Source organism: Cellulosilyticum sp. ST5 (genome assembly GCF_046529625.1).
Lineage (GTDB): Bacteria > Bacillota > Clostridia > Lachnospirales > Cellulosilyticaceae > Cellulosilyticum > Cellulosilyticum lentocellum.
On the sequence record NZ_CP132338.1, the window covers coordinates 3,894,640 to 3,914,028 of the forward strand.

The window sequence follows — 19,389 nt, forward strand, 5'->3', positions numbered from 1 at the left end:
CCGCATGAATTATAAGCAAGAAATATTAGCTTATTCACCTGTAAATGCTCAGGAAATGAGCGAGAAGAAAGTGATACTAGAATATATTGAAAGATTCCCTGATACTATATTATTGAGAGAAAATGAATTTGCTCATCTTACAAGTTCAGGCTTTATTATGAATGAGATGCTAGATAAGGTACTTATGGTCCATCATAATATTTATAAGACATGGGCATGGACTGGAGGACATGCTGATGGGGATGAAGATTTATTACATGTAGCACTTAAAGAAGCAACAGAAGAAACAGGGGTAAAGCATATTAAACCACTCATGAATACCATAGCTTCATTAGATATTCTACCTGTATGGGGGCATATTAAAAGAGGATGTTATGTACCGACACATATGCATCTATCAGTTGCCTATATACTTATTGCAGATGAAAAGGAAGCTGTAGAAATAAATAGAGAAGAAAATAGTGGTGTCATGTGGATTCCGATAGAAGAACTTGAAAAGTATTGCAATGAACCAGAAATATTAGTGGTGTATCATAAGTTGATACAACAGGCCAAAAATTGTGTAGCCAATAAAGCATAAATAGGAGCTACATTAAGTATAGTACGAAAAAGGGCTTGAAATATGGCAGTTAAAGTTGTAGTATGAAGGTAAATATGAAATGAAGAAAAGGAGAATGAAATGAGAATGATTTTAGCTTAATGATGAGATTATTTTTACAATTAAAGAGAGAGCATACTCTTTCTTGTTGTGCAAAAATCTATGAAGCTAATCATACTCATAAGTCATTGTCCAAGATTTATATATAGATTAATTGTGTAGCCTTTAGAAAAGCGTATTTTAGGGCTACAGGTCTATAGAAGTAAATAAGGATTATTAAAAGACTGTAAATGAGCATGAGTTCATTTGCAGTCTTTTTAAAATCTAAACTAATAGACAAGAAGATGAGAAATAAAGAGATGGAGATGCATAACAAAAGAGGTGTGCTTTCGTAAAATATGAGGTGAAATGATGACAGCTATTTTACAAGGAAAGCATATTAGTAAAGAGTTTGGTGACAAAGTAATATTAAATGATATTAATTTTGAGATTGAATCAGGAAAAAAGATAGGAATAGTAGGAAGTAATGGGGCAGGTAAAACAACGTTAGCTGATATAATTACCAATACAGTTAAGCCTACAAGTGGTCAGCTCCTTTGGCAATATAGTGGTATGGATATAGGATATATGAAGCAAGCTACAGAGTATTTAGATTTAGAACAAACATTGAGCGGAGGAGAGAGGACAAAGAAACTTTTAACACAACTTCTTTATAGTAAGAAAGATTTTCTAGTGCTAGATGAGCCAACTAATCATTTGGATTATGAGGGGGTAAAATGGCTTATTAAACAAATAAGGGCCTTTAAAGGAGCCGTTGTTATTATATCACATGACCGCTTTTTTCTAGACCAATGTATTGATAGCATTATGGAAATTGATCAAGGGAAAATCATTAATTATAACGGAAATTATTCCTTTTACAGAGAAGAAAAATGGAGACGATATGAGAGTCAGCTCCATTTATTTATGGAACAAGAGAAACTTAAATCACAAATTAGAGGACAAATAGAAGAACTAAAGGGATGGTCTGAAAAAGCTCATAGAGAGTCTCGTAAAAAGGCAATTGCTACAGGAAATAAGTTCGGGGGAAAAGAGTACAATAGAGTAAAAGCTAAAAAAATGGATAAGGCAGTCAAGTCTAGAATTAAAAGGTTAGAAAAAATAGAAGTAGGTGGTTTAATAAAACCCGAAGAAGAGATAAAGGTATTATTTCAGCTAGAAGCTACTAAGAAAGTTGGCGATACTATCTTACAAGCAAAAGATATTCGCAAATTTTATGGGAATAAGTTGATTTTTAGCCAAAGTTCATTTTATGTCAAAAGAGGAGAGAAGATAGGGGTATATGGTGTTAATGGTTGTGGCAAATCAACCTTAGTTAAAGCAATATTAAAACAAGTACCACTTGAAGGAGAAATAAGAATTAGTGAAGAAAGGAAGATTGGCTATATCAGCCAGGATGTTTTAGATATAAAGGAGGAGAAAAGTATCTTGCAGGTGTTTGAAGCCACCAATAAAGAAGAGCGTCAAATACGTATGGCACTTGTACAAATGGGTTTTTCCAATGATCGCTTGTATGATAAAGCCGAGGTTCTTAGTTTAGGAGAGCGTATGAAGCTCAAATTATTGCTTCTTATTCGTCAAGGATGTGAAGTACTTATTCTAGATGAGCCTACTAATCATATAGATCTTCATGTTAGAGAGCAGCTAGAAGAGACACTTAAAGATTACAATGGAACCCTGATTTTGGTAACACATGACAGGTATATGTTAGAGCAGCTGTGTGATAAATTATTAGTTTTTGAAAACCAGATCATTAGACGTTATGAATATGGCATTAGAGAGTACTTAGAAAGAAAAGAACAAAAACAAGTAGCACAAGATGAAGCTTATAGAAAAGAAATGAAGAGCAATAAAGAAGATAAGATGTTATTAGAAAATGAAATAGCATACATCATAGGACAGTTAAGTAGAGAAAAGCAAGGAACACCAATGTATGAGGAGCTAGATAATAAATACCAAGAATTAATAAAAAAAAGAAATGGATTTTGATTAACAGGCTTGAAAAAAGGTATTAAATATGTTAGAGTTTGAAAAGTAAAACAACTTTCTATGTTAAGAATTAAATGCTTTAATGTAGAAGCGAAAGGAGTGTTGTATGATGACTAATAATAAATTAATGGTGGTAAACAACTAAAATCAAATAGTGGCAAAGCAAATGCTAAAGGTGACTCTAGCCCTTTATTTGTGATGCCGTTTTGTGAAACCTTTCGTGAATACTGTGGCCAGTAAAGACACATCACATAGGTGTGTCTTTTTTGCATGCATTTTTGAAAGACAAACGGTATAAAAGTATTTGACACTATTGATTTTAGTAAAAGCGAGCAAGCTAACTAAAACATAAAATAGTGGAGGCAATCATGATAGATTTAAGAAGATTAGGATATAATGAGCAAGTAGTTGATATTGAAGGAGATTACCTATTAGGACGTATTGTTGCAGTTCATAGAGAACTTTATAAGGTGATATGTAATAGTGGAGAAAGAGATGCCGTATTAAAGGCGAGTATTTATCATCATGGAGAAGCAGGAGAGATATTTCCGACAGTAGGAGACTTTGTACTTATTGATTATAATGCAAGTGGTAGTAGCCGTATCGTAAAGACTTTAGAGCGCAAGTCTTACTTTTCTAGAAAGGATCCAGATGTAGGCAGAGGAGAGCAAGTAGTAGCTGCTAACTTTGATTATGTGTTTATACTGATGTCTTTAAACCATGATTTTAATTTAAAACGTTTAGAACGTTACCTAGCAGCAAGTTGGCAAAGTGGGGGCATTCCTGTAGTCGTATTAACAAAAGCAGATTTAACCCCTAACTATGAGGACTTAGTAAAGCAGGTAGCTGATACAGCAATAGGGGTAGAGGTAATTGTCATTAGTTCTAAGACAGGATTTGGTTTAGAAAACCTAAACAAATTTATACAACCTGGTAAAACCATAGTATGTTTAGGTTCATCAGGTGTAGGAAAATCAAGTTTAGTAAATGCTCTCTTAGGAGCAGATTGTATGAAGACTAGTGGCATAAGGGAAGAAGATTCTAAAGGGCATCATACGACTACTCATAGGCAATTATTATTTCTAGAAAATGGGGCTATGCTGATTGATACACCTGGAATGAGAGAATTAGGTATGTGGGATATTACTACAGGCCTAGGAGAGACCTTTGTAGATATAGAAGGTCTAATACAGCAATGTAAATTTTCTGATTGCACACATCATAATGAACCAGGTTGTGCTATTAATGAAGCACTGATAAATGGCGATTTATTACCTACAAGATGGCAAAGCTATTTAAAATTGCAGAAGGAAGCAGCCTATAGTGCTAATAAGGCATTATATTTTCAAAGAGTAAAAGAAAAGGCTAAAAGCAATGCCAAGTTTATTAAACAAAAGAAACAAGCCAGAAATAAGGATCAGTATAATAAGGGGGATTTTTAATATGCAACAATTAGAGACAGAACGATTAGTAATAAGACGCTTTAAAGAAGAGGACTGGAAAGATTTATATGAGTATCTTTCTGATGAGGAAGTGGTGCGTTATGAGCCTTATCAAGCTTTTTCTATAGAAGCAAGTCAAAATGAAGCTAAAAGTAGGGCAGAAAGTCCAGCGTTTTTAGCGGTTTGTTTAAAAGAAAATAATAAGCTCATTGGCAATATTTACTTTGCAAAACAAGAGTTTAAAACATGGGAAATAGGTTATGTGTTTAATCGGTCTTATCAAGGGAGAGGGTATGCTACAGAAGCAGCAAATGCTGTTATAGCTTATGGTTTTAATACTAGGGGAGCAAGAAGAATTGTTGCCATGTGTAATCCGCTTAATACAGCATCTTGGAGATTGTTGGAGCGTTTAGGAATGAGAAGAGAAGGTCATTTAAAACAAAACATCTATTTCAAAAAAGATGAAAAAGGAAATCCCATTTGGAGTGATACCTATGAATATGCCATTCTTAAAGACGAGTATATTAAACAATAGTCATAAAAGTTTAAAAAAATAAGCTTTATTTGTAGAACGATATGCCTAAAATGTATTGAATATGTTGAAAAGAGGGGGAACAGGGTTTATATTTTATATTAAGATACTGTAAATGGGGTGATATATATGAAAGAGCAAAAAGAAGGGACTAAAAAGAGGGAAATAAATATTTATTCTCTAAAGACAAAAATGGTTCTTTTACTACTAATTGTTATCATAATAACTACAGGCATAAATATATGGACCGCTATTCCTCTGGCAAGTGATAGCCTATCAAATGTAAATCAAAATTACTTATATGACTTAGTTGTAGCGTATGGGGATGAAGTTGACAAGATTCTATCCGAAAGTAATGGAGAGTATGTAGAAGCACTAAAAGAACTGGTAGCAGGTATAGGAATAAAGGGGATTGATTCAAGTTATGCTTATATAGTGAAAAAAGATGGAACTATGCTATATCATCCTACGACTGACAAAATAGGTAAACCAGTAGAGAATAAAGTAGTAACAGAGGTGGTAAAACAACTTAATGAAGGAAACGTATCAGAGCCAACTGTTGTTGGTTATGACTTTAAGGGGCTTAAAAAATATGCTGCTTATTATATAACAAAAAATACTAATGACATATTAGTGATTACAGCTGATGAAGCAGATATTCTAAAACCAATAGAGAGAATTATTAGGAGAAGCATATCAGGAGGGGGATTTGCTCTTGGTGTAGCTTTAATTATGGGATATGTTATTACAGGCTATTTAGTACGTCCTATTAAAAAAGCTACAACATTGGTAACAAGAATTGCAGAATTAGATTTTGTTGAGGATGAAGAGCAGAATAAACTTAATAAGCGTAAAGATGAAACAGGAGAAATGAGTAGAGCCATTACAACGTTAAGAGAAAGTTTATTAAAGGTTGTTACTCATATTAAAGAGCAAGGAAATAACTTATTTTCTGCGTCAGAACTTCTTAGCACCAATGCCTCAGAGACAGCTATAACTATAGAACAAGTAGAAAATGCTGTTCATGATATGGCAGCAGGGGCAACTAGTCAAGCAGAGGAAACACAAAAAGCAACAGACCACGTCATTGTTATAGGTGACATGATAGAAGAGACTAATAAAGCTGTAGCAACACTTAATGATCATGCTAAGCAGATAAAGATATCTAGTGAAGCAGCAACGGAGACTTTAAAAGAGTTAGATAATATAAATAAAAAAGCAAGTGATTCTATTGATGTCATTTATAAACAAACGAATACAACCAATGAATCAGCTCTAAAAATTAAAGAAGCAATAGCATTAATTACCTCTATTGCAGATGAAACCAATCTTTTATCCCTCAACGCATCTATTGAAGCAGCAAGAGCAGGAGAACAAGGAAGAGGCTTTGCGGTAGTAGCAACTCAAATTCAGAAACTAGCTGAACAATCTAATGATTCAGCTAGAAAGATAGAGGAAATCATTTCTTCTCTCATTAAAGATTCTACAACAGCTGTTGGCACTATGAAAGAGGTTAAAGAAATAATAGAAAAGCAAAATGAAAATGTAGAAAAAACGAATACCATCTTTGTTGAAGTAAAGAAAGGAATAGATAATTCTATTGAGGGAGTTCAAGCCATTCTAGAACGAACTAAGAAGATGGACGAAGCAAGAGTAAAGGTAGTGGATATTGTACATAGTTTATCAGCTATAGCAGATGAAAATGCGGCTAGTACACAGGAAACATCAGCTTCTGCTACAGAAGTAAGTAGTATTATGGTTAATGTTTCGGAGAATGCTATTCAATTAAAAGAGATTGCTAATAGTTTAGATCAAGGTATGAATGTATTTAAGCTATAAGTTTTGGGAGAAGGTATGAAGACAAAAGAGAAGATAGTTTATGAAGCGTTAACCTTGTTTTCAATGCAAGGATACAATGCTGTTTCGGTAAGGGATATTTCACGGGCAGTAGGGATTAAGGAAAGTTCTTTATACAATCATTTTAAGAACAAGCAAGATATTTTTGATGGAGTAGTTGAAGTTTGTTATGAAAAAGCTACTACTTTTTATGAAGCGATGCAAATCCCTTATACGATAGGAGATAGTAAGGTAGATATGTATCAAGGGATTTCGAATGAACTGCTTATGCAGATTACATTTAAAATATTCGAGTACTATTTTTGTGATGAATATGCAGTTAAGTTTAGAAGGATGCTTATTATTGAGCAATTTAATAATAAAAAGATTCAAGAACTTTATAGAAAGCTTTATATGGAGGATGTAATTCATTTCCAGTCCAGCATATTTAAATATCTTATTTCAAAAGGAGAGTTCAGAAGCGTTGATCCGGAGTATATAGCAATAGCGTTTTATTCGCCAATCTTCTTGATGCTAAATCAATATAATGAGTTTGATGAGGAAGTTAAACAGAAACTAAAAAGGCATGTACTTGAATTTAAGGAAGCTTTTAAGCCAGAATAGAAATGAGCCTGTTAGACAGGGCACAGATGTGCCACTGCTTAACAGGCTTATTATTTATAATAGCTCTTGATTTAAAAAGTCAATAAAACAAGAAGTTGCTTTAGAAAAAGTAGTGTCAGTAGCATAAGCAATATCAATAGAACGTTTACTTGGAGATAGAGTAAAAGGAATTTCTACCAAGGATCCAGTTGCCAACTCTTCTGATACAAAGTCTTTAATAACAGAAGTAATACCAAGTCCGAGTTTTGCACAAGCAATAAGGAAATTCATATCTCCAGCAACAATATCAGGAACAATGGAAATTCCCTGATTAGCAAGGACTGTTTCCAAGTAAAGTCTAGTGACACTATCTTTAGATAAAAACATAAAAGAAGCCTGTTCGCAAAGCTCTGGTAAGGTTAGAGAAGAAATGGATTCATAGTAACTAGGACTACAAACGAAGATATCCTCAATTTTCTTTAAAGGGATGAAACTAAGACCATCATAATAGTTAGATGAACTTACAATAACAATATCAAGTACCCCTTTTTTTGCTAAGTCTAATGTCTTTGTTGTAGAATCATTAATAATTTGTAATTTAATATGAGGGTAACGTTCCATAAAGCTTTTTAGCAGAGGCATGAGAAAATGTGTTCCTAAAGTAGAACTAACTCCTAGATTAATTTGCCCTGCATTTAAGGAATGAAGCTTAAGGAGAAGTTTTTCGCCTTCTTCTAAGGCTTCTAAGGCCGTTTGAACATGTTTATAAAAAAGCTCGCCTTCTGGTGTAAGAGAAATGCCTTTAGAACGCCTAGAAAAAAGGGAGGTTCCTAGAGAAGATTCTAAGGCTTTAATAGATTTACTAACTGCTGGTTGAGAAATATAAAGGGCTTTGGCTGCTTGAGAAAAGCTTTGATACTGAGCCACTGTATAAAAAACATGATATAAATGAAGTTCACTAATCAAGATATAACCTCCAGTTATGAATGATATAAATATTTGATAATTTTATTATAATTTATTATCCGACAAAGTAAATAAAAATTCAGAATATATTTATCGTTACTTGCTAAATTATACAGCTAGTCAGTAAGCTCCATAAATGCTATCATAAACAGATAGAAGTGGAGGAAGAGTAGTGAGTGATTATGAAGTAGTATTAAAAGCAGAACAAGTTTACTTAGATAAAGTAACAGAATTTCTTAATGAACAGATTTCATTAGGGGGAGATGCGGTTGATGAACAAAAGAGAAACCTTATAGCTCTCAGAAGAGAGATGTGGGCAGGGGGAGTACCGGCTGTTGATGATTATGATAGAAATATTGAGCTTACTCAGTATCATACTATGGAGAGAATAGAAACCTCTCAATATGAACATAAACTAGGGAAGTTAGAAAAATATAAACGTGTGTTAGATAAACCATACTTTGGACGTTTTGATTTTATAGAAGAAGGAGAAAGTACAGAAGCTGTATATATTGGATATCAAAATGTTATGAACGATGATACCTATGAGGTAATGGTTTATGACTGGAGAGCGCCTATTGCAAGTATGTTTTATCGTAATGAATTAGGACCTGCTAGCTATGAGGCTCCTTGTGGAGAGATTCGCGGGAAAGTGAGTTTAAAGAGACAATACGAAATTGAAAAGGGAAAGCTAGATTATTTCTTTGATTGCTCCTTAACTATTACAGACGATATGCTAAAGGAAGCCTTAGGTAACAATGCATCAACTTATATGAAAAACATTGTTGAGACCATTCAAAAAGAGCAAGATATAATTATTAGAAATAAAGGTAATGATGTACTTATTGTTCAAGGGGTAGCAGGAAGTGGAAAAACGTCTATTGCGATGCATCGAATTGCCTTTTTATTATATGAACGTATGGCAGAGGGACTTACTAGTGATAACATTATGATTATCTCTCCTAACCACTTATTTGGAGAATATGTAAGTACTGTTTTACCAGAACTAGGGGAAGACAATGTAAAATATAGTACAATGGAGGATTTCTTTGAAGCTTATTTTAAAAACAGTATTCGCATGCGTTCTAGAAGTAGTCAATTAGAATACATGATTACGAATAAAAATAGAAAGGCTATTAGAAATACCATTCGCTTTAAAGGGTCTAGCCAATTTGTACACATGTTAGACCGTTTAATTGATATTTATGAAAAAGAGCTTATTCAGTTTAAAGACGTTTATTATGCCGGAGAGTTTATTGCAGATGCTAAAAGCCTTAAAAAGAATTTCTTAGACAATCCTATTAATATGGCTATTGGTAGACGTTTAGATCGAATTCAAAATAGGCTAGAGAAAAAGCTTAGAGATTTAGAAAAAATAAAACGAAAAGAACTTTTTAAAGCCCTTAAAGGTGAAGGTGGCTATGATGTAGATGAAAAAGTTAATGAAAAGCTAAATACTTATAGAGATCAAGCCCTAAGTACAATAAGAAGTTTTACTAAAGTTAATTGTTTTAGATTATATGAGAAGTTATTTAAAGATGAAAATTTATTTAATCGCGCCGCATCAGGGTTGAATTTACCTAAGTTCAGTGATTCTATTCGTAGTTTTACAGCTAAGAGTCTAAGGCCAGATATAGTAACTTATGAAGATGGGATGGCATTACTTTACTTGAAGTTAAAGTTAGAGAATGAAAGACTTTATCCTCAGATTAAACAAGTACTTATAGATGAAGCTCAAGATTATTATCCATTACAATATAAAATCTTAGGAGAAATCTTTAAAGGTACACAATATACTATCCTAGGTGATATCGGTCAAACCATTGAAAAATCAGAAACAGAAGATTTATATGATGAGGTTATTAGATGTTTAGAGCCTAAAAACGCATTAAAGCTAAGTCTTACTAAAAGTTATCGTTCATCTTATGAAATTAGCTTATTTACCTCTAAGTTGAGAGATGGAGAGGTAGGTGCTATTGCTTTTGAAAGACATGAAGAAGTCCCTGTTATTGCTGAGCATGAAAATGAAGCTCAAGAACTGGAGTGGATAGAAGATCGAGTTAAGACTTATCAAAAAGAAGGCTATGAAACCATAGCAATCATCTGTAAATCTCAAAAACAAGTGAATCATGTGTATAGTAAGCTTTCTAGAAAGCTAGATATTCACCAATTAAATCCAGAAGAAGAAGGTTATCAAAAAGGTATTCACATTATGCCAGTTTATATGGCAAAAGGATTAGAATATGATGCAGTTATTGTCTATGAAGTGAATGAAGTGAATTATGATGAGCCGGAGGATAAACAACTTCTTTATATTGCTTGTACTAGGGCACTTCACCGTTTAGCACTATGTCATACAGGAGAAGTGAGTCACTTTTTAAAGATATAGAGGGATAGTTAAAATAGTAGCCTATAGTTGATAAGACTGGCTACTATTTTTGCAATTTTTTATAATAAGTACTATGATAAAACTTAGTCACATGATAAAAAGCTAGTAATGGAACATAGATAGATGGATATGTAAAGAAATTAAGGGGGAGAAAAATGAATACAAAGAAAAAGGCTCTAAAAGCGGCTATTCCACATACTATTCCGGTTTTGGCAGGATTTATATTTTTAGGTATAGCTTATGGCGTACTAATGGCAAGTAAAGGGTATGGTGCTTTATGGTCATTTTTAATGAGTACCATAGCTTTTTGCGGAAGCATGCAGTTTGTGGCAATTACATTACTAACAAGCACGTTTGCTCCAGTACAAACGTTTATTCTAACTTTATTAGTAAATGCAAGACATTTGTTTTATGGCATATCAATGCTTAAGAAATATAGAGGAGTAGGAAGGTTAAAGCCTTTTCTTATTTTCATGATGTGCGATGAAACCTTTTCGGTTAATTATAGTGTTCAAGTCCCAGAAGGTGTAGATAAGGGATGGTTCTATTTTTTTATTTCATTTCTAAACTATAGCTATTGGGCATTAGGGTCAGTATTAGGCGGATTATTGGGGAACTTTATTACGTTTAATACAGAAGGATTAGATTTTTCATTAACAGCATTATTTGTCGTTATTTTTTTGGACCAATGGAAGGAAAGGAAAAACCGGGTTCCTGCTTTATTAGGGGTAGGCGCTGCTAGTATAAGCTTAGTTATATTTGGACCAAGTGATTTTATTATTCCAGCTATGATTCTTATTTTAGCTAGCTTAACTTTACTTAGAAGAAAATTAGATCCGAAGGTAGAGGGGGATGAGCAGATATGTATTTAACACCCGTACAAACGTTAATTATTATTGGCTGTGTGGCTCTAGGAACTATGACCACTAGATTCTTGCCCTTTATTTTGTTTCCAGACCATAAAGAAGTTCCTGATTATATTGCTTATTTGGGGAAAGTACTTCCTTATGCAGTTATTGGATTATTAGTAATCTATTGTTTAAAGGGTATTTCATTTACTACAATGCCATTTGGATTACCCGAATTAATAGGGATTGCCGGCACTGCTTTACTACACCTATGGAAAAGGAATACTCTCCTGAGCATTGGTGGAGGGACGGTTCTTTATATGATATTAGTACAAGGTATTTTTTAGGACTATAGGCAATGGAAAGCTAAAGAGTTAATAATTTTAGAGCATATAATGAAGGATGTACCTATTTTTTGTAATGTTAATATGCGTTGCTTGTAGCAACAGTTAAGTATAGATTACTATTAAAAATAGCAAAGGAGGGATTACTTGTGTTTAGTGAAAACCTAAAAGCATTAAGGAAAACAAAAGGATTTACACAAGAAGAAATTGCTATTAGATTAAATGTAGTTCGTCAGACGATTTCAAAGTGGGAAAAAGGACTTTCTGTACCTGATGCAGATATATTAATCAAAATTGCGGCACTCTTTGACGTATCAGTAAGTGAGCTACTGGGTTCTAAGTTAGAGGATGAAAAAGATATTAATATTGTAGCAGAGCAATTATCTAGGATAAATGAGCAACTTGCTATAAAAAATCGTCGTGCTCATCTTATTTGGAAAAGTATTATAATTGTTATTACTACCATTGTAGTCATAAATATCATATTGGTTATAGTAGGCATGGTATCATTTAATAGTTTTCAAAATATCAAAACTACGACGGTGGTGACAGAAACAGAAGTCATTATTCCGAAAGAATAGAGGCTGAGGAGAAATATCAACTAAACAAATAGCGGGTTTATTAACTTACAGCACTTCATTATGAAGTGCTTTTTTATTTATCGCTCTTAAAATATATTATAGGTAATTATACATAAATGATAGAATAGTATTGACAATAATGAACTACAGTTGTAGTCTATAAACAACTACAACTGTAGTTGGTGTTGGTATCTATTAGATAAAGAGTGATAGAAGGAGAATAAGCTATAGTCTAAAAAATTAAAGAAATTATTTCTAAAGACTATGCTAATGAGTTTAGTTGTAATGATAAGAATTATTACAGTAGGATTAGCTTGAACATCTAGAGGAAGAAAGGTAATGGAGGTTAGTATGGAAAAGAATATTACAGAAGCAGAATGGAAAATCATGCATGTATTATGGGAGCTGTCCCCATTGAGTTTAAAAGAAATTATAGAGGAGTTAAAAAAAGAAAAAGCTTGGTCTAATACCACAGTACGCACACTTATTGTGAGATTAATGGAGAAAGGCTTTATTGATGCAGATAAAACAACTAGTACTTTTAAGTATTATCCCTTAGTTCAGAAAGAAGAGTGTCAAATAAAAGAAGCTAAGAATTTAATTAATACAGTATTTGAAGGGTCTATGGGGATGTTAGTTACTGCTTTTGCTAAAAGGGGAAAGTTAACAGAAAAAGAGCAGGAAGAATTACGTAAGCTCATTGATAAAATAGAGGAGGAATAGTATGAATGTCATAGGGGAGATTTTAAGTTGGAGTTTAATGGCTAGCGGCATTATTGGAATTATACTGCTATTAAGAGTGTTACTTAAAGGGAAAATACAAAGAAGCCTAATATACGGTTTGTGGATTGTAGTTTTAATTAGGTTAATTGTACCAGTATTACCGAGTAGCAAAATAAGCATTTTTAACTTATTTGATACAGGAATATCAAGTGCTAGGCTGAATACATCAAATGCTTCCAATTTACAGGAAGAGGTGTTATTAGAGGCTGAATTTAGTCCTGAAAAAGATATTATAATTACAACAGCTAATGAAGAGTCTGGACAAGCTATGAAGGCAGAAGCGGATATGTTCAATAATAATAGCCCACTAAGGAACAGCTTACTTAGCGAGACAGTAAGCTTAATACTGCTACTTATATGGCTGTTAGGGAGTATAGTGGTAATTGGTTATTTTGGATACGGATATTGTAAATTAAAGAAAGAATTAAAAGGTGCAGAAAAGGTAACAGATGAAAAAATTCTTATACGTGCACAGCAGATCAAAGAAAAGGTACATATTCATGCTGATATTAGTATGGTTAAAGGGAAGTACCCAATGATCTTTGGCTTTTTAAGGCCAATCATTTGTATACCTGAAGGGTTTAGTATAGAAGAAGTAGAAATGATGTTATATCATGAATTAATTCACTTGAAGTATAGAGATAACAAGGTAACTTATCTTCAAATTTTAGCAGTAGCATTTCATTGGTTTAATCCTCTAGCATGGCTGGCTATGAAATTAATGAAAGAAGATATGGAAATAGCTTGTGATGAGAGAGTAATGGCTTTAGGAGTTAACAGAAAGCAGTATGCTAATACATTATTAAATATAGTTTTTACACCTAAAAACCAGCAATATCTAGTACAGGGAATGGGAGAAAATCCTAATCACATAAAAGAGAGAATTATAAAAATTACAATGTTTAAAAAGCATAAGTTAGGAGTTTCTATTATAGGAGGGCTTCTTTTGGTGGGGGTTATTTTAGTTTGTTTAACTAATGCTATACCAAAGAAAGATGGAGGCGCCATACCTAGTGCTCAGCAAAGTAATAAGGATACTAACGAAACTACTAAGTTACCGGGAGCAAACAATATAGCAGTGTTTGGTCTTGATGCGGATGGTACACGAACAGATACTATTTTTGTAGTGAATTTTAATGATAATCAAGATGAAGTAAGAATTGTTTCTATTCCTAGAGATACAAAGATTGAGTGGGATGAAGAACAAAGTAATTTACTAAAGCCAGAATCTGTTTCTGTAAGTAAAATAGGAGAGATGTATGCCTATAGCCAGGGACAATACATAGAACAATTAGCTGTAAAAGAAATAGAAGAAATGTTAAATATTCAGATTGCAAGCTATGTTATTATAGACTTTACAGCTGTGGAAAAAACAATTGATAGTATAGGCGGATTAGAATTAGATATACCGCAAGATATGTATTATAGGGATAGTGCTCAGGGACTTAACATTAATATTAAAGCAGGGCTTCAAAAATTGAATGGAAGCGATGTATTAGGGGTTTTAAGATATAGAAAAGGTTATATAAACGGTGATGTTGGACGTATTCAAATGCAACAATACGTCATGAGTGCCTTCTTAAGCAAGATATTAAACGATGGAGATATAAGTACTATTACGGCTAGCGCGCTAGAAATCATAAAGGGTGTAAAGACTAATATCAATGTAGACGATATAACTTATTACATAAAGCTAGTAATGGGCATAGATACAAAGAACATACAATTTTACACCATAGCTGGAGAAGCCAATAGCCAGGAAGGTAGAAGTTACTTCTATCCAGATATGGATAAGAACCTAACTATTTTAAATAAGTAGTTCTATAAAAAATAAGAGCTTGGAAACAAGTTACTTATTTTTTATTTTTGTTGTAACAAAGTCTTTAAAAGTGTGACTTATAAAGAGAGAGGAGGGGTTAAGTGTTAGAGATAGAACAGCTGTATCAAATGTATAAGGAAGATGTCTTTAGATATTTAGTAAGTTTAACACATAATCCAGCCCTTTCGGAGGATTTACTTTCAGAGATATTCGTGATTGCCATTAGAAGGATAGGAACATATAGAGGTGATGCCTCTATAAAGACATGGCTATTTGGAATCGCGAGGAATGTATGGTTACAGCAGCTACGAAGGCAAAATAAAGATATAGATAGTAGTGCATTGTTTGAAATTTATGTAACAGATGGAATAGAGCAAGCTTTTATAGATAAGGAAATTATAAAAAGGATTAATGAACTTTTAGGGGAAAAGGATGAGCGAACAAAGCAAATTAGTTATATGAGAGCAGAAGGCTATGCATTCGCTGAAATAGGTAAAAAGTTAGGTATATCGGAAAACTCAGCTAGGGTAATAGAATTTAGAACTAAACGATGGCTAAAGGAGAAGTTATTAGAGGAGGGATTTGGATGAAAAAAATAGAAGACGTAGAGATTAATTGTAATGTTTGCTTAGATTTGATGCCCCTAGTAAAAGACAAAGTAGCCAGTGATGATAGTGAGATGTTAGTTGCTAAGCATATAGAAAACTGTGAAAGCTGCAAAGCATTATTTAGTAGTGAAGAGATAGATAGGGAGTATAAAGTAGATGACCGAAAGGTTATTAGTAATATAAAAAGTAAGATCATTTCCATAGGGCTTATTATATTAATTATAGGTGGGTTATTAGGCATTTACTTATCTAACTCTCAAGGTATGCTTTATAACGTACTTATTATGCCATGTATAGGGATAGCAGGATGTGTCTTACTAAGAAAGAAATACTATTGGGTACCAGTAGGAATCTTTACATTGTCTTATCTAGGTATTATCATTCAAAGCCTTTTAGAGGACATAGAATGGTTAGGCCGTATGCCAGAATTATTTATCATGCCTCTGTTTCTAAGTATTATTTATACGATTTTAGTGGGAATAGGTACGGCTATTGGTGCTTTATTTGGATATGTTTTTGGAAAGGAGTCTAAGCAGACGATGCCATGGATAAAAAGATTTATTGCAGGAGTATTAGGGATTTCTCTTATGGGAATAGTTCTATGGGGTGCTAATGATTTACTTGGTAATCCTATCTCAGCAGCTTTTGCCACTCATAAGGTTGAAGCGTATGTAGCTGAGAAATACCCAAAGTTAGATTTGGAAGTCGGAAAGGCTCGTTATAATTTCAAATTTAATAACTATATGGTCAATGTGAGTTCGAAAACTAGCATAGATACTCATTTCACAATAGAGTATAGAAAAGGGACAATACAGTATGATGGGTATGAGAGTTATGTACATGGCAAGTTTAATACAAGAGATAGACTAGGAGAAACCTGTGCAAAAGAAGTCATTTCACTTTTATCCAGGATACCTCAGTTAGAGGACAATACTACTATGGTAGACTTTGTGGATCCTGAGAGATTAGAGAAGAGTGAGAGAGAATCATTAGAGAAAAGTATTGTATTAGATATGTCCTTTAATAAGGAGTTAACTTCTAATATGTTTATTTCTATTAGAACAGAACTAACTGATACATCGGCTAAAAACCTGGAAGGAATATTAAAAGAGTCTTATGCTATCTTAAAGGAAGAAGGTTATGAGTTTAAAAGCTATGGATTGTTTTCTGAAACCAAAGAAATGTTGGTTATGATTGATAATGTAACTCCTGAAGATATAGCAAATGGTCAATTGCTCATGGCCCTAGAAGAGGCAGAGCAAAATGAGAATAGTGAAATGCCTTCAGGAATGAGCATAGTAATTAGAAAGAGATAGCAGTAAGTGAAGTGGGCTATTTGAATAAATAATATCTAATATAGAGATTATAGCAAGGCATCCTAAGAAAAGGATGCCTTTTTTAGTACAAAAAATAAGCGATAAGCTTTAAAATTGCAGTACAGGAATATATGGTAAAATATGCTTGAATTAATCGTATTATTTTTTTATAAATAGGGAATGAAGTAACTATCGTAGTTGTCTATATAAGTATAAGAGAAAATTAGAGGAGGACAACATGAAGGAAGAAGAAATCATAAAAGGCATACAAAGTGGCGATATGATTTGCTATGAGCAGTTAATAGATGAGTATGGGGCTTATTTAGTACGGGTTATTATGAAAGTTTCATCAGGTATGTTACAAACAACAGAGATAGAAGAACTCTGTGCAGACGTATTTATTAAAGTTTGGCAGAAGCAAAGAACATTAGAGATAGAAGCAGGAAAGCTTAAAGCTTATCTAGGTGCGATGGCTAGAAATCATACTATTAATCTCATGAGAAGTAAAGGAAGAAGGGAGTTCATCCCATTAGAAGAAGACAGTATAGATTATGAAACCCCAGAAGATAGCTTAGTGCAGGAAGAGGACAATAAGCTAGTGTTGGCAGCACTTAATACATTGCCAGAGCCGGATAGAGAAATTTTTATAAGAAGATATTTCTATATGGAAAAAATAATCGACATAGCAGAAATCCTTCATTTAAACGTACAGACAGTAGGAACTAAGCTGTTTAGGGGAAAGAAGAAGCTAGAACGTGCACTGAAAGAAAGGGGTGTGGCATATGAATAAGAAGTTAACTGAGCTTATGGAAGATATACAAGAGGATTTAATGGAAGAGGTTATGGATGAGGCAGAAATAAGGGAAGTACCGCAGGTTTCAATAGATCGCATAAAAGCTTTAGCAACTAGGAATATAGGGAAAATGTCAGAGGATAAGCGCGTACCTGATGAAACATATAAAGAGAACAACAGTATACATTTAGAAACAAATGAGAGAAGTAATGGGGCTAAGCGAAAAGGAGGTAGAGGACAGCTTACAAAGAGAATACTGATTCCGTTAGTAGCAGCAGCTTTAGTTGTAGGAACTGTAGCAGCAGTTAATTATAATCCTACTTTAAAAGATATATTTGGTGAGTTTTTTCCGTTTAAAGATCAAGTACAACCTATTGAAAAAAGTATGAGTGCTGAAGGCTTAACTTTTACTGCTGAAGGAGCTTTAATTGATAAAAAATCCGGATTGTTTATAGCAAGCTTTACTAAAGATGATGGAGGTACCTTCGAAGAGGGTAGTGAAGTAAAACAAATGCAAGTACAAACAGAAAGACTAAGTAGTATGGGCTGGGGAGTACAAAGTAGCTTATCTGAAGATAAAAAGCAGCTGAATTGTATCATAGATTTATCATCTAACCAGCAGTTATATGGTCAAAAGCTAACACTAGAAGCAAGTGGCATAAGAGTATGGAGAAATTTGTCCAAAGTATCTGATATAAAACTAGAGGAGCTAACACCAATAGAAATAAAACAGCCTTGGAAAAGCTATACAAGTGCTTTAGGACTTAATCAAATTCTAGTGGAGGATTTTAAGGAAATAAAACTAGATGCTTTTTATGTTAGCGATACAGGAATAGAACTGATTACAAGTTATTATGATCAAGTGAATATAGAAAATCAAAGTACGTATATAGAAATGATAGATGAAAGAACCGGCCAAAGCTATGAACCTTCTCAGAGTGAGCACTATTGGAGTGAGAAAGAAGCATTAAATAAAGACTACTACGTATTTAATCAGTTTAAAAAAGAGGACTTACCTTATCTTAAATTTAAAGTAGGGAATAATTATTTTGAAAATGTCCTAGATGGTAAGTGGCAAGTAGAGTTTCAACTGGATAAAAATAGTCAGACTAAAACAAGACATATGAGTCAAACCATTAAAAACGAAAAACAAAAGTTAACTATTACAAAAGTAGAAGTATCAGCATTAGGCGCTACTCTAGAAGGCTATAAAGGTTCTAAAAAGATAGAAGCTTTACAAGAAGTTTATTTGAAAATGAAAGACGGTACAAAAATTGATTTAAATAATACGGGGATGAATACAGGCATTATAAAATTTAATATGTATTATAATGTGGTGAGAAATGGAGAAAATAAAGAGGGACAAAATTTAAGTAAAACAGAAGGATTAACCGAAGGGATTATAACACCGACTATAGATAGTGCCAGCGATTTGCTGGTATATGATTTTATCAATATAGAAGAAGTACAAAGTATAGTGCTTGAAGGAGTAGAAATTCCTTTACAATAGTATAAATAAGGACCTAGAACAGCGAGTAAAGGGGAGAGTGGCGTTCTAGGTCTTTATTATTAATCTAGGGAATTTATTATACCGTTATGAATGTAGTATAGCTTTAAAACGTGTTGAGGAAGTGAAGAGTCAATGAAAATAGGATGAAGTTAGACTCAGTACCTACATTAATTGCTCCTAAGGTAATAGTGAAATAGGGAGGATAATCCTTATAATCATATACGGAGATTTATAGTGAGTTTAAAGGCGGTTTTTAGACATACAAAAAAGCAAGAGCACATACAGCATAACGGTGTATGTGCTCTTGCTTTTTTGCTCCAGATCCTTGATGAAAACTTTCATGACTGCCTAAATAGACCTTATACAAGGCAT

Annotated in this window: 17 protein-coding genes; 16 read left to right on the plus strand and 1 reads right to left on the minus strand. The window is 33.3% G+C overall.

The features are described from left to right. Positions 1-4 precede the first annotated feature (4 nt). The 6 genes from QTL86_RS18760 to QTL86_RS18785 all read left to right on the plus strand — a co-directional run bounded on the left by QTL86_RS18760 (position 5) and on the right by QTL86_RS18785 (position 7,081). Positions 5-580, plus strand: coding sequence for an NUDIX hydrolase (locus QTL86_RS18760; RefSeq protein ID WP_013659151.1), 576 nt, complete (start codon positions 5-7; stop codon positions 578-580). 429 nt (positions 581-1,009) lie between these two features. Next, positions 1,010-2,647, plus strand: a complete 1,638-nt coding sequence (gene abc-f / locus QTL86_RS18765; RefSeq protein ID WP_410495716.1) for a ribosomal protection-like ABC-F family protein — start codon at positions 1,010-1,012, stop codon at positions 2,645-2,647. Positions 2,648-3,015: 368 nt separating this feature from the next. Continuing rightward, positions 3,016-4,089 carry a ribosome small subunit-dependent GTPase A gene (gene rsgA / locus QTL86_RS18770; RefSeq protein WP_127065031.1) on the plus strand — a complete coding sequence of 358 codons (1,074 nt, stop codon included), beginning with the start codon at positions 3,016-3,018 and terminating at the stop codon, positions 4,087-4,089. A gap of 1 nt (position 4,090) precedes the next feature. Then, positions 4,091-4,624 (plus strand): GNAT family N-acetyltransferase, encoded by a 534-nt coding sequence (locus QTL86_RS18775; protein WP_013659148.1) that lies wholly within the window; start codon positions 4,091-4,093, stop codon positions 4,622-4,624. Positions 4,625-4,750: 126 nt separating this feature from the next. Further along, positions 4,751-6,460, plus strand: a complete 1,710-nt coding sequence (locus QTL86_RS18780) for a methyl-accepting chemotaxis protein (RefSeq protein ID WP_127065030.1) — start codon at positions 4,751-4,753, stop codon at positions 6,458-6,460. A gap of 15 nt (positions 6,461-6,475) precedes the next feature. Then, positions 6,476-7,081: a TetR/AcrR family transcriptional regulator gene (locus QTL86_RS18785; protein WP_410495717.1), complete on the plus strand. Its 606-nt coding sequence runs from the start codon at positions 6,476-6,478 to the stop codon at positions 7,079-7,081. A gap of 54 nt (positions 7,082-7,135) precedes the next feature. On the opposite strand, the gene QTL86_RS18790 is transcribed toward QTL86_RS18785, so the two are convergent. Next, positions 7,136-8,026 carry a LysR family transcriptional regulator gene (locus tag QTL86_RS18790; RefSeq protein ID WP_013659145.1) on the minus strand — a complete coding sequence of 297 codons (891 nt, stop codon included), beginning with the start codon at positions 8,024-8,026 and terminating at the stop codon, positions 7,136-7,138. Positions 8,027-8,198: 172 nt separating this feature from the next. On the opposite strand from QTL86_RS18790, the gene QTL86_RS18795 reads away from it, so the two are divergent. The 10 genes from QTL86_RS18795 to QTL86_RS18840 all read left to right on the plus strand — a co-directional run bounded on the left by QTL86_RS18795 (position 8,199) and on the right by QTL86_RS18840 (position 19,017). Further along, on the plus strand, positions 8,199-10,415 hold the full coding sequence (locus QTL86_RS18795; RefSeq protein WP_410495718.1) for a HelD family protein: 2,217 nt from the start codon (positions 8,199-8,201) through the stop codon (positions 10,413-10,415). Between the two features lie 155 nt (positions 10,416-10,570). Next, positions 10,571-11,287, plus strand: coding sequence for an AzlC family ABC transporter permease (locus QTL86_RS18800; RefSeq protein ID WP_127065028.1), 717 nt, complete (start codon positions 10,571-10,573; stop codon positions 11,285-11,287). Next, positions 11,278-11,610: a branched-chain amino acid transporter permease gene (locus QTL86_RS18805; protein WP_410495719.1), complete on the plus strand. Its 333-nt coding sequence runs from the start codon at positions 11,278-11,280 to the stop codon at positions 11,608-11,610. The genes QTL86_RS18800 and QTL86_RS18805 overlap by 10 nt, the downstream gene beginning before the upstream one ends. 146 nt (positions 11,611-11,756) lie before the next feature. Beyond that, complete coding sequence (locus tag QTL86_RS18810; RefSeq protein WP_127065026.1) at positions 11,757-12,188, plus strand: helix-turn-helix domain-containing protein; 432 nt, start codon at positions 11,757-11,759, stop codon at positions 12,186-12,188. Between the two features lie 351 nt (positions 12,189-12,539). Continuing rightward, positions 12,540-12,911, plus strand: a complete 372-nt coding sequence (locus QTL86_RS18815; RefSeq protein ID WP_013659140.1) for a BlaI/MecI/CopY family transcriptional regulator — start codon at positions 12,540-12,542, stop codon at positions 12,909-12,911. Position 12,912: 1 nt separating this feature from the next. Then, positions 12,913-14,790 (plus strand): M56 family metallopeptidase, encoded by a 1,878-nt coding sequence (locus QTL86_RS18820; RefSeq protein WP_410495720.1) that lies wholly within the window; start codon positions 12,913-12,915, stop codon positions 14,788-14,790. A gap of 101 nt (positions 14,791-14,891) precedes the next feature. After that, complete coding sequence (locus QTL86_RS18825; RefSeq protein WP_410495721.1) at positions 14,892-15,380, plus strand: RNA polymerase sigma factor; 489 nt, start codon at positions 14,892-14,894, stop codon at positions 15,378-15,380. Next, the gene (locus tag QTL86_RS18830) at positions 15,377-16,714 is read left to right on the plus strand and encodes a hypothetical protein (RefSeq protein WP_410495722.1); all 1,338 of its coding nucleotides are present in this window, start codon (positions 15,377-15,379) and stop codon (positions 16,712-16,714) included. Before QTL86_RS18825 ends, QTL86_RS18830 begins: the two co-directional genes overlap by 4 nt. Before the next feature lie 238 nt (positions 16,715-16,952). Continuing rightward, positions 16,953-17,504: an RNA polymerase sigma factor gene (locus QTL86_RS18835; RefSeq protein WP_410495723.1), complete on the plus strand. Its 552-nt coding sequence runs from the start codon at positions 16,953-16,955 to the stop codon at positions 17,502-17,504. Continuing rightward, on the plus strand, positions 17,497-19,017 hold the full coding sequence (locus tag QTL86_RS18840) for a hypothetical protein (RefSeq protein ID WP_410495725.1): 1,521 nt from the start codon (positions 17,497-17,499) through the stop codon (positions 19,015-19,017). The genes QTL86_RS18835 and QTL86_RS18840 overlap by 8 nt, the downstream gene beginning before the upstream one ends. Positions 19,018-19,389: the final 372 nt, after the last annotated feature.

Excerpts from the sequence above, each read along its gene's own strand:
- abc-f (WP_410495716.1), top strand. The coding sequence starts at position 1,010 with ATGACAGCTATTTTACAAGGAAAGCATATTAGTAAAGAGTTTGGTGAC.
- QTL86_RS18775 (WP_013659148.1), top strand. The coding sequence starts at position 4,091 with ATGCAACAATTAGAGACAGAACGATTAGTAATAAGACGCTTTAAAGAA.
- QTL86_RS18800 (WP_127065028.1), top strand. The coding sequence starts at position 10,571 with ATGAATACAAAGAAAAAGGCTCTAAAAGCGGCTATTCCACATACTATT.
- QTL86_RS18820 (WP_410495720.1), top strand. The coding sequence starts at position 12,913 with ATGAATGTCATAGGGGAGATTTTAAGTTGGAGTTTAATGGCTAGCGGC.
- rsgA (WP_127065031.1), top strand. The coding sequence starts at position 3,016 with ATGATAGATTTAAGAAGATTAGGATATAATGAGCAAGTAGTTGATATT.
- QTL86_RS18815 (WP_013659140.1), top strand. The coding sequence starts at position 12,540 with ATGGAAAAGAATATTACAGAAGCAGAATGGAAAATCATGCATGTATTA.
- QTL86_RS18835 (WP_410495723.1), top strand. The coding sequence starts at position 16,953 with ATGAAGGAAGAAGAAATCATAAAAGGCATACAAAGTGGCGATATGATT.
- QTL86_RS18840 (WP_410495725.1), top strand. The coding sequence starts at position 17,497 with ATGAATAAGAAGTTAACTGAGCTTATGGAAGATATACAAGAGGATTTA.
- QTL86_RS18785 (WP_410495717.1), top strand. The coding sequence starts at position 6,476 with ATGAAGACAAAAGAGAAGATAGTTTATGAAGCGTTAACCTTGTTTTCA.
- QTL86_RS18830 (WP_410495722.1), top strand. The coding sequence starts at position 15,377 with ATGAAAAAAATAGAAGACGTAGAGATTAATTGTAATGTTTGCTTAGAT.
- QTL86_RS18805 (WP_410495719.1), top strand. The coding sequence starts at position 11,278 with ATGTATTTAACACCCGTACAAACGTTAATTATTATTGGCTGTGTGGCT.
- QTL86_RS18780 (WP_127065030.1), top strand. The coding sequence starts at position 4,751 with ATGAAAGAGCAAAAAGAAGGGACTAAAAAGAGGGAAATAAATATTTAT.
- QTL86_RS18760 (WP_013659151.1), top strand. The coding sequence starts at position 5 with ATGAATTATAAGCAAGAAATATTAGCTTATTCACCTGTAAATGCTCAG.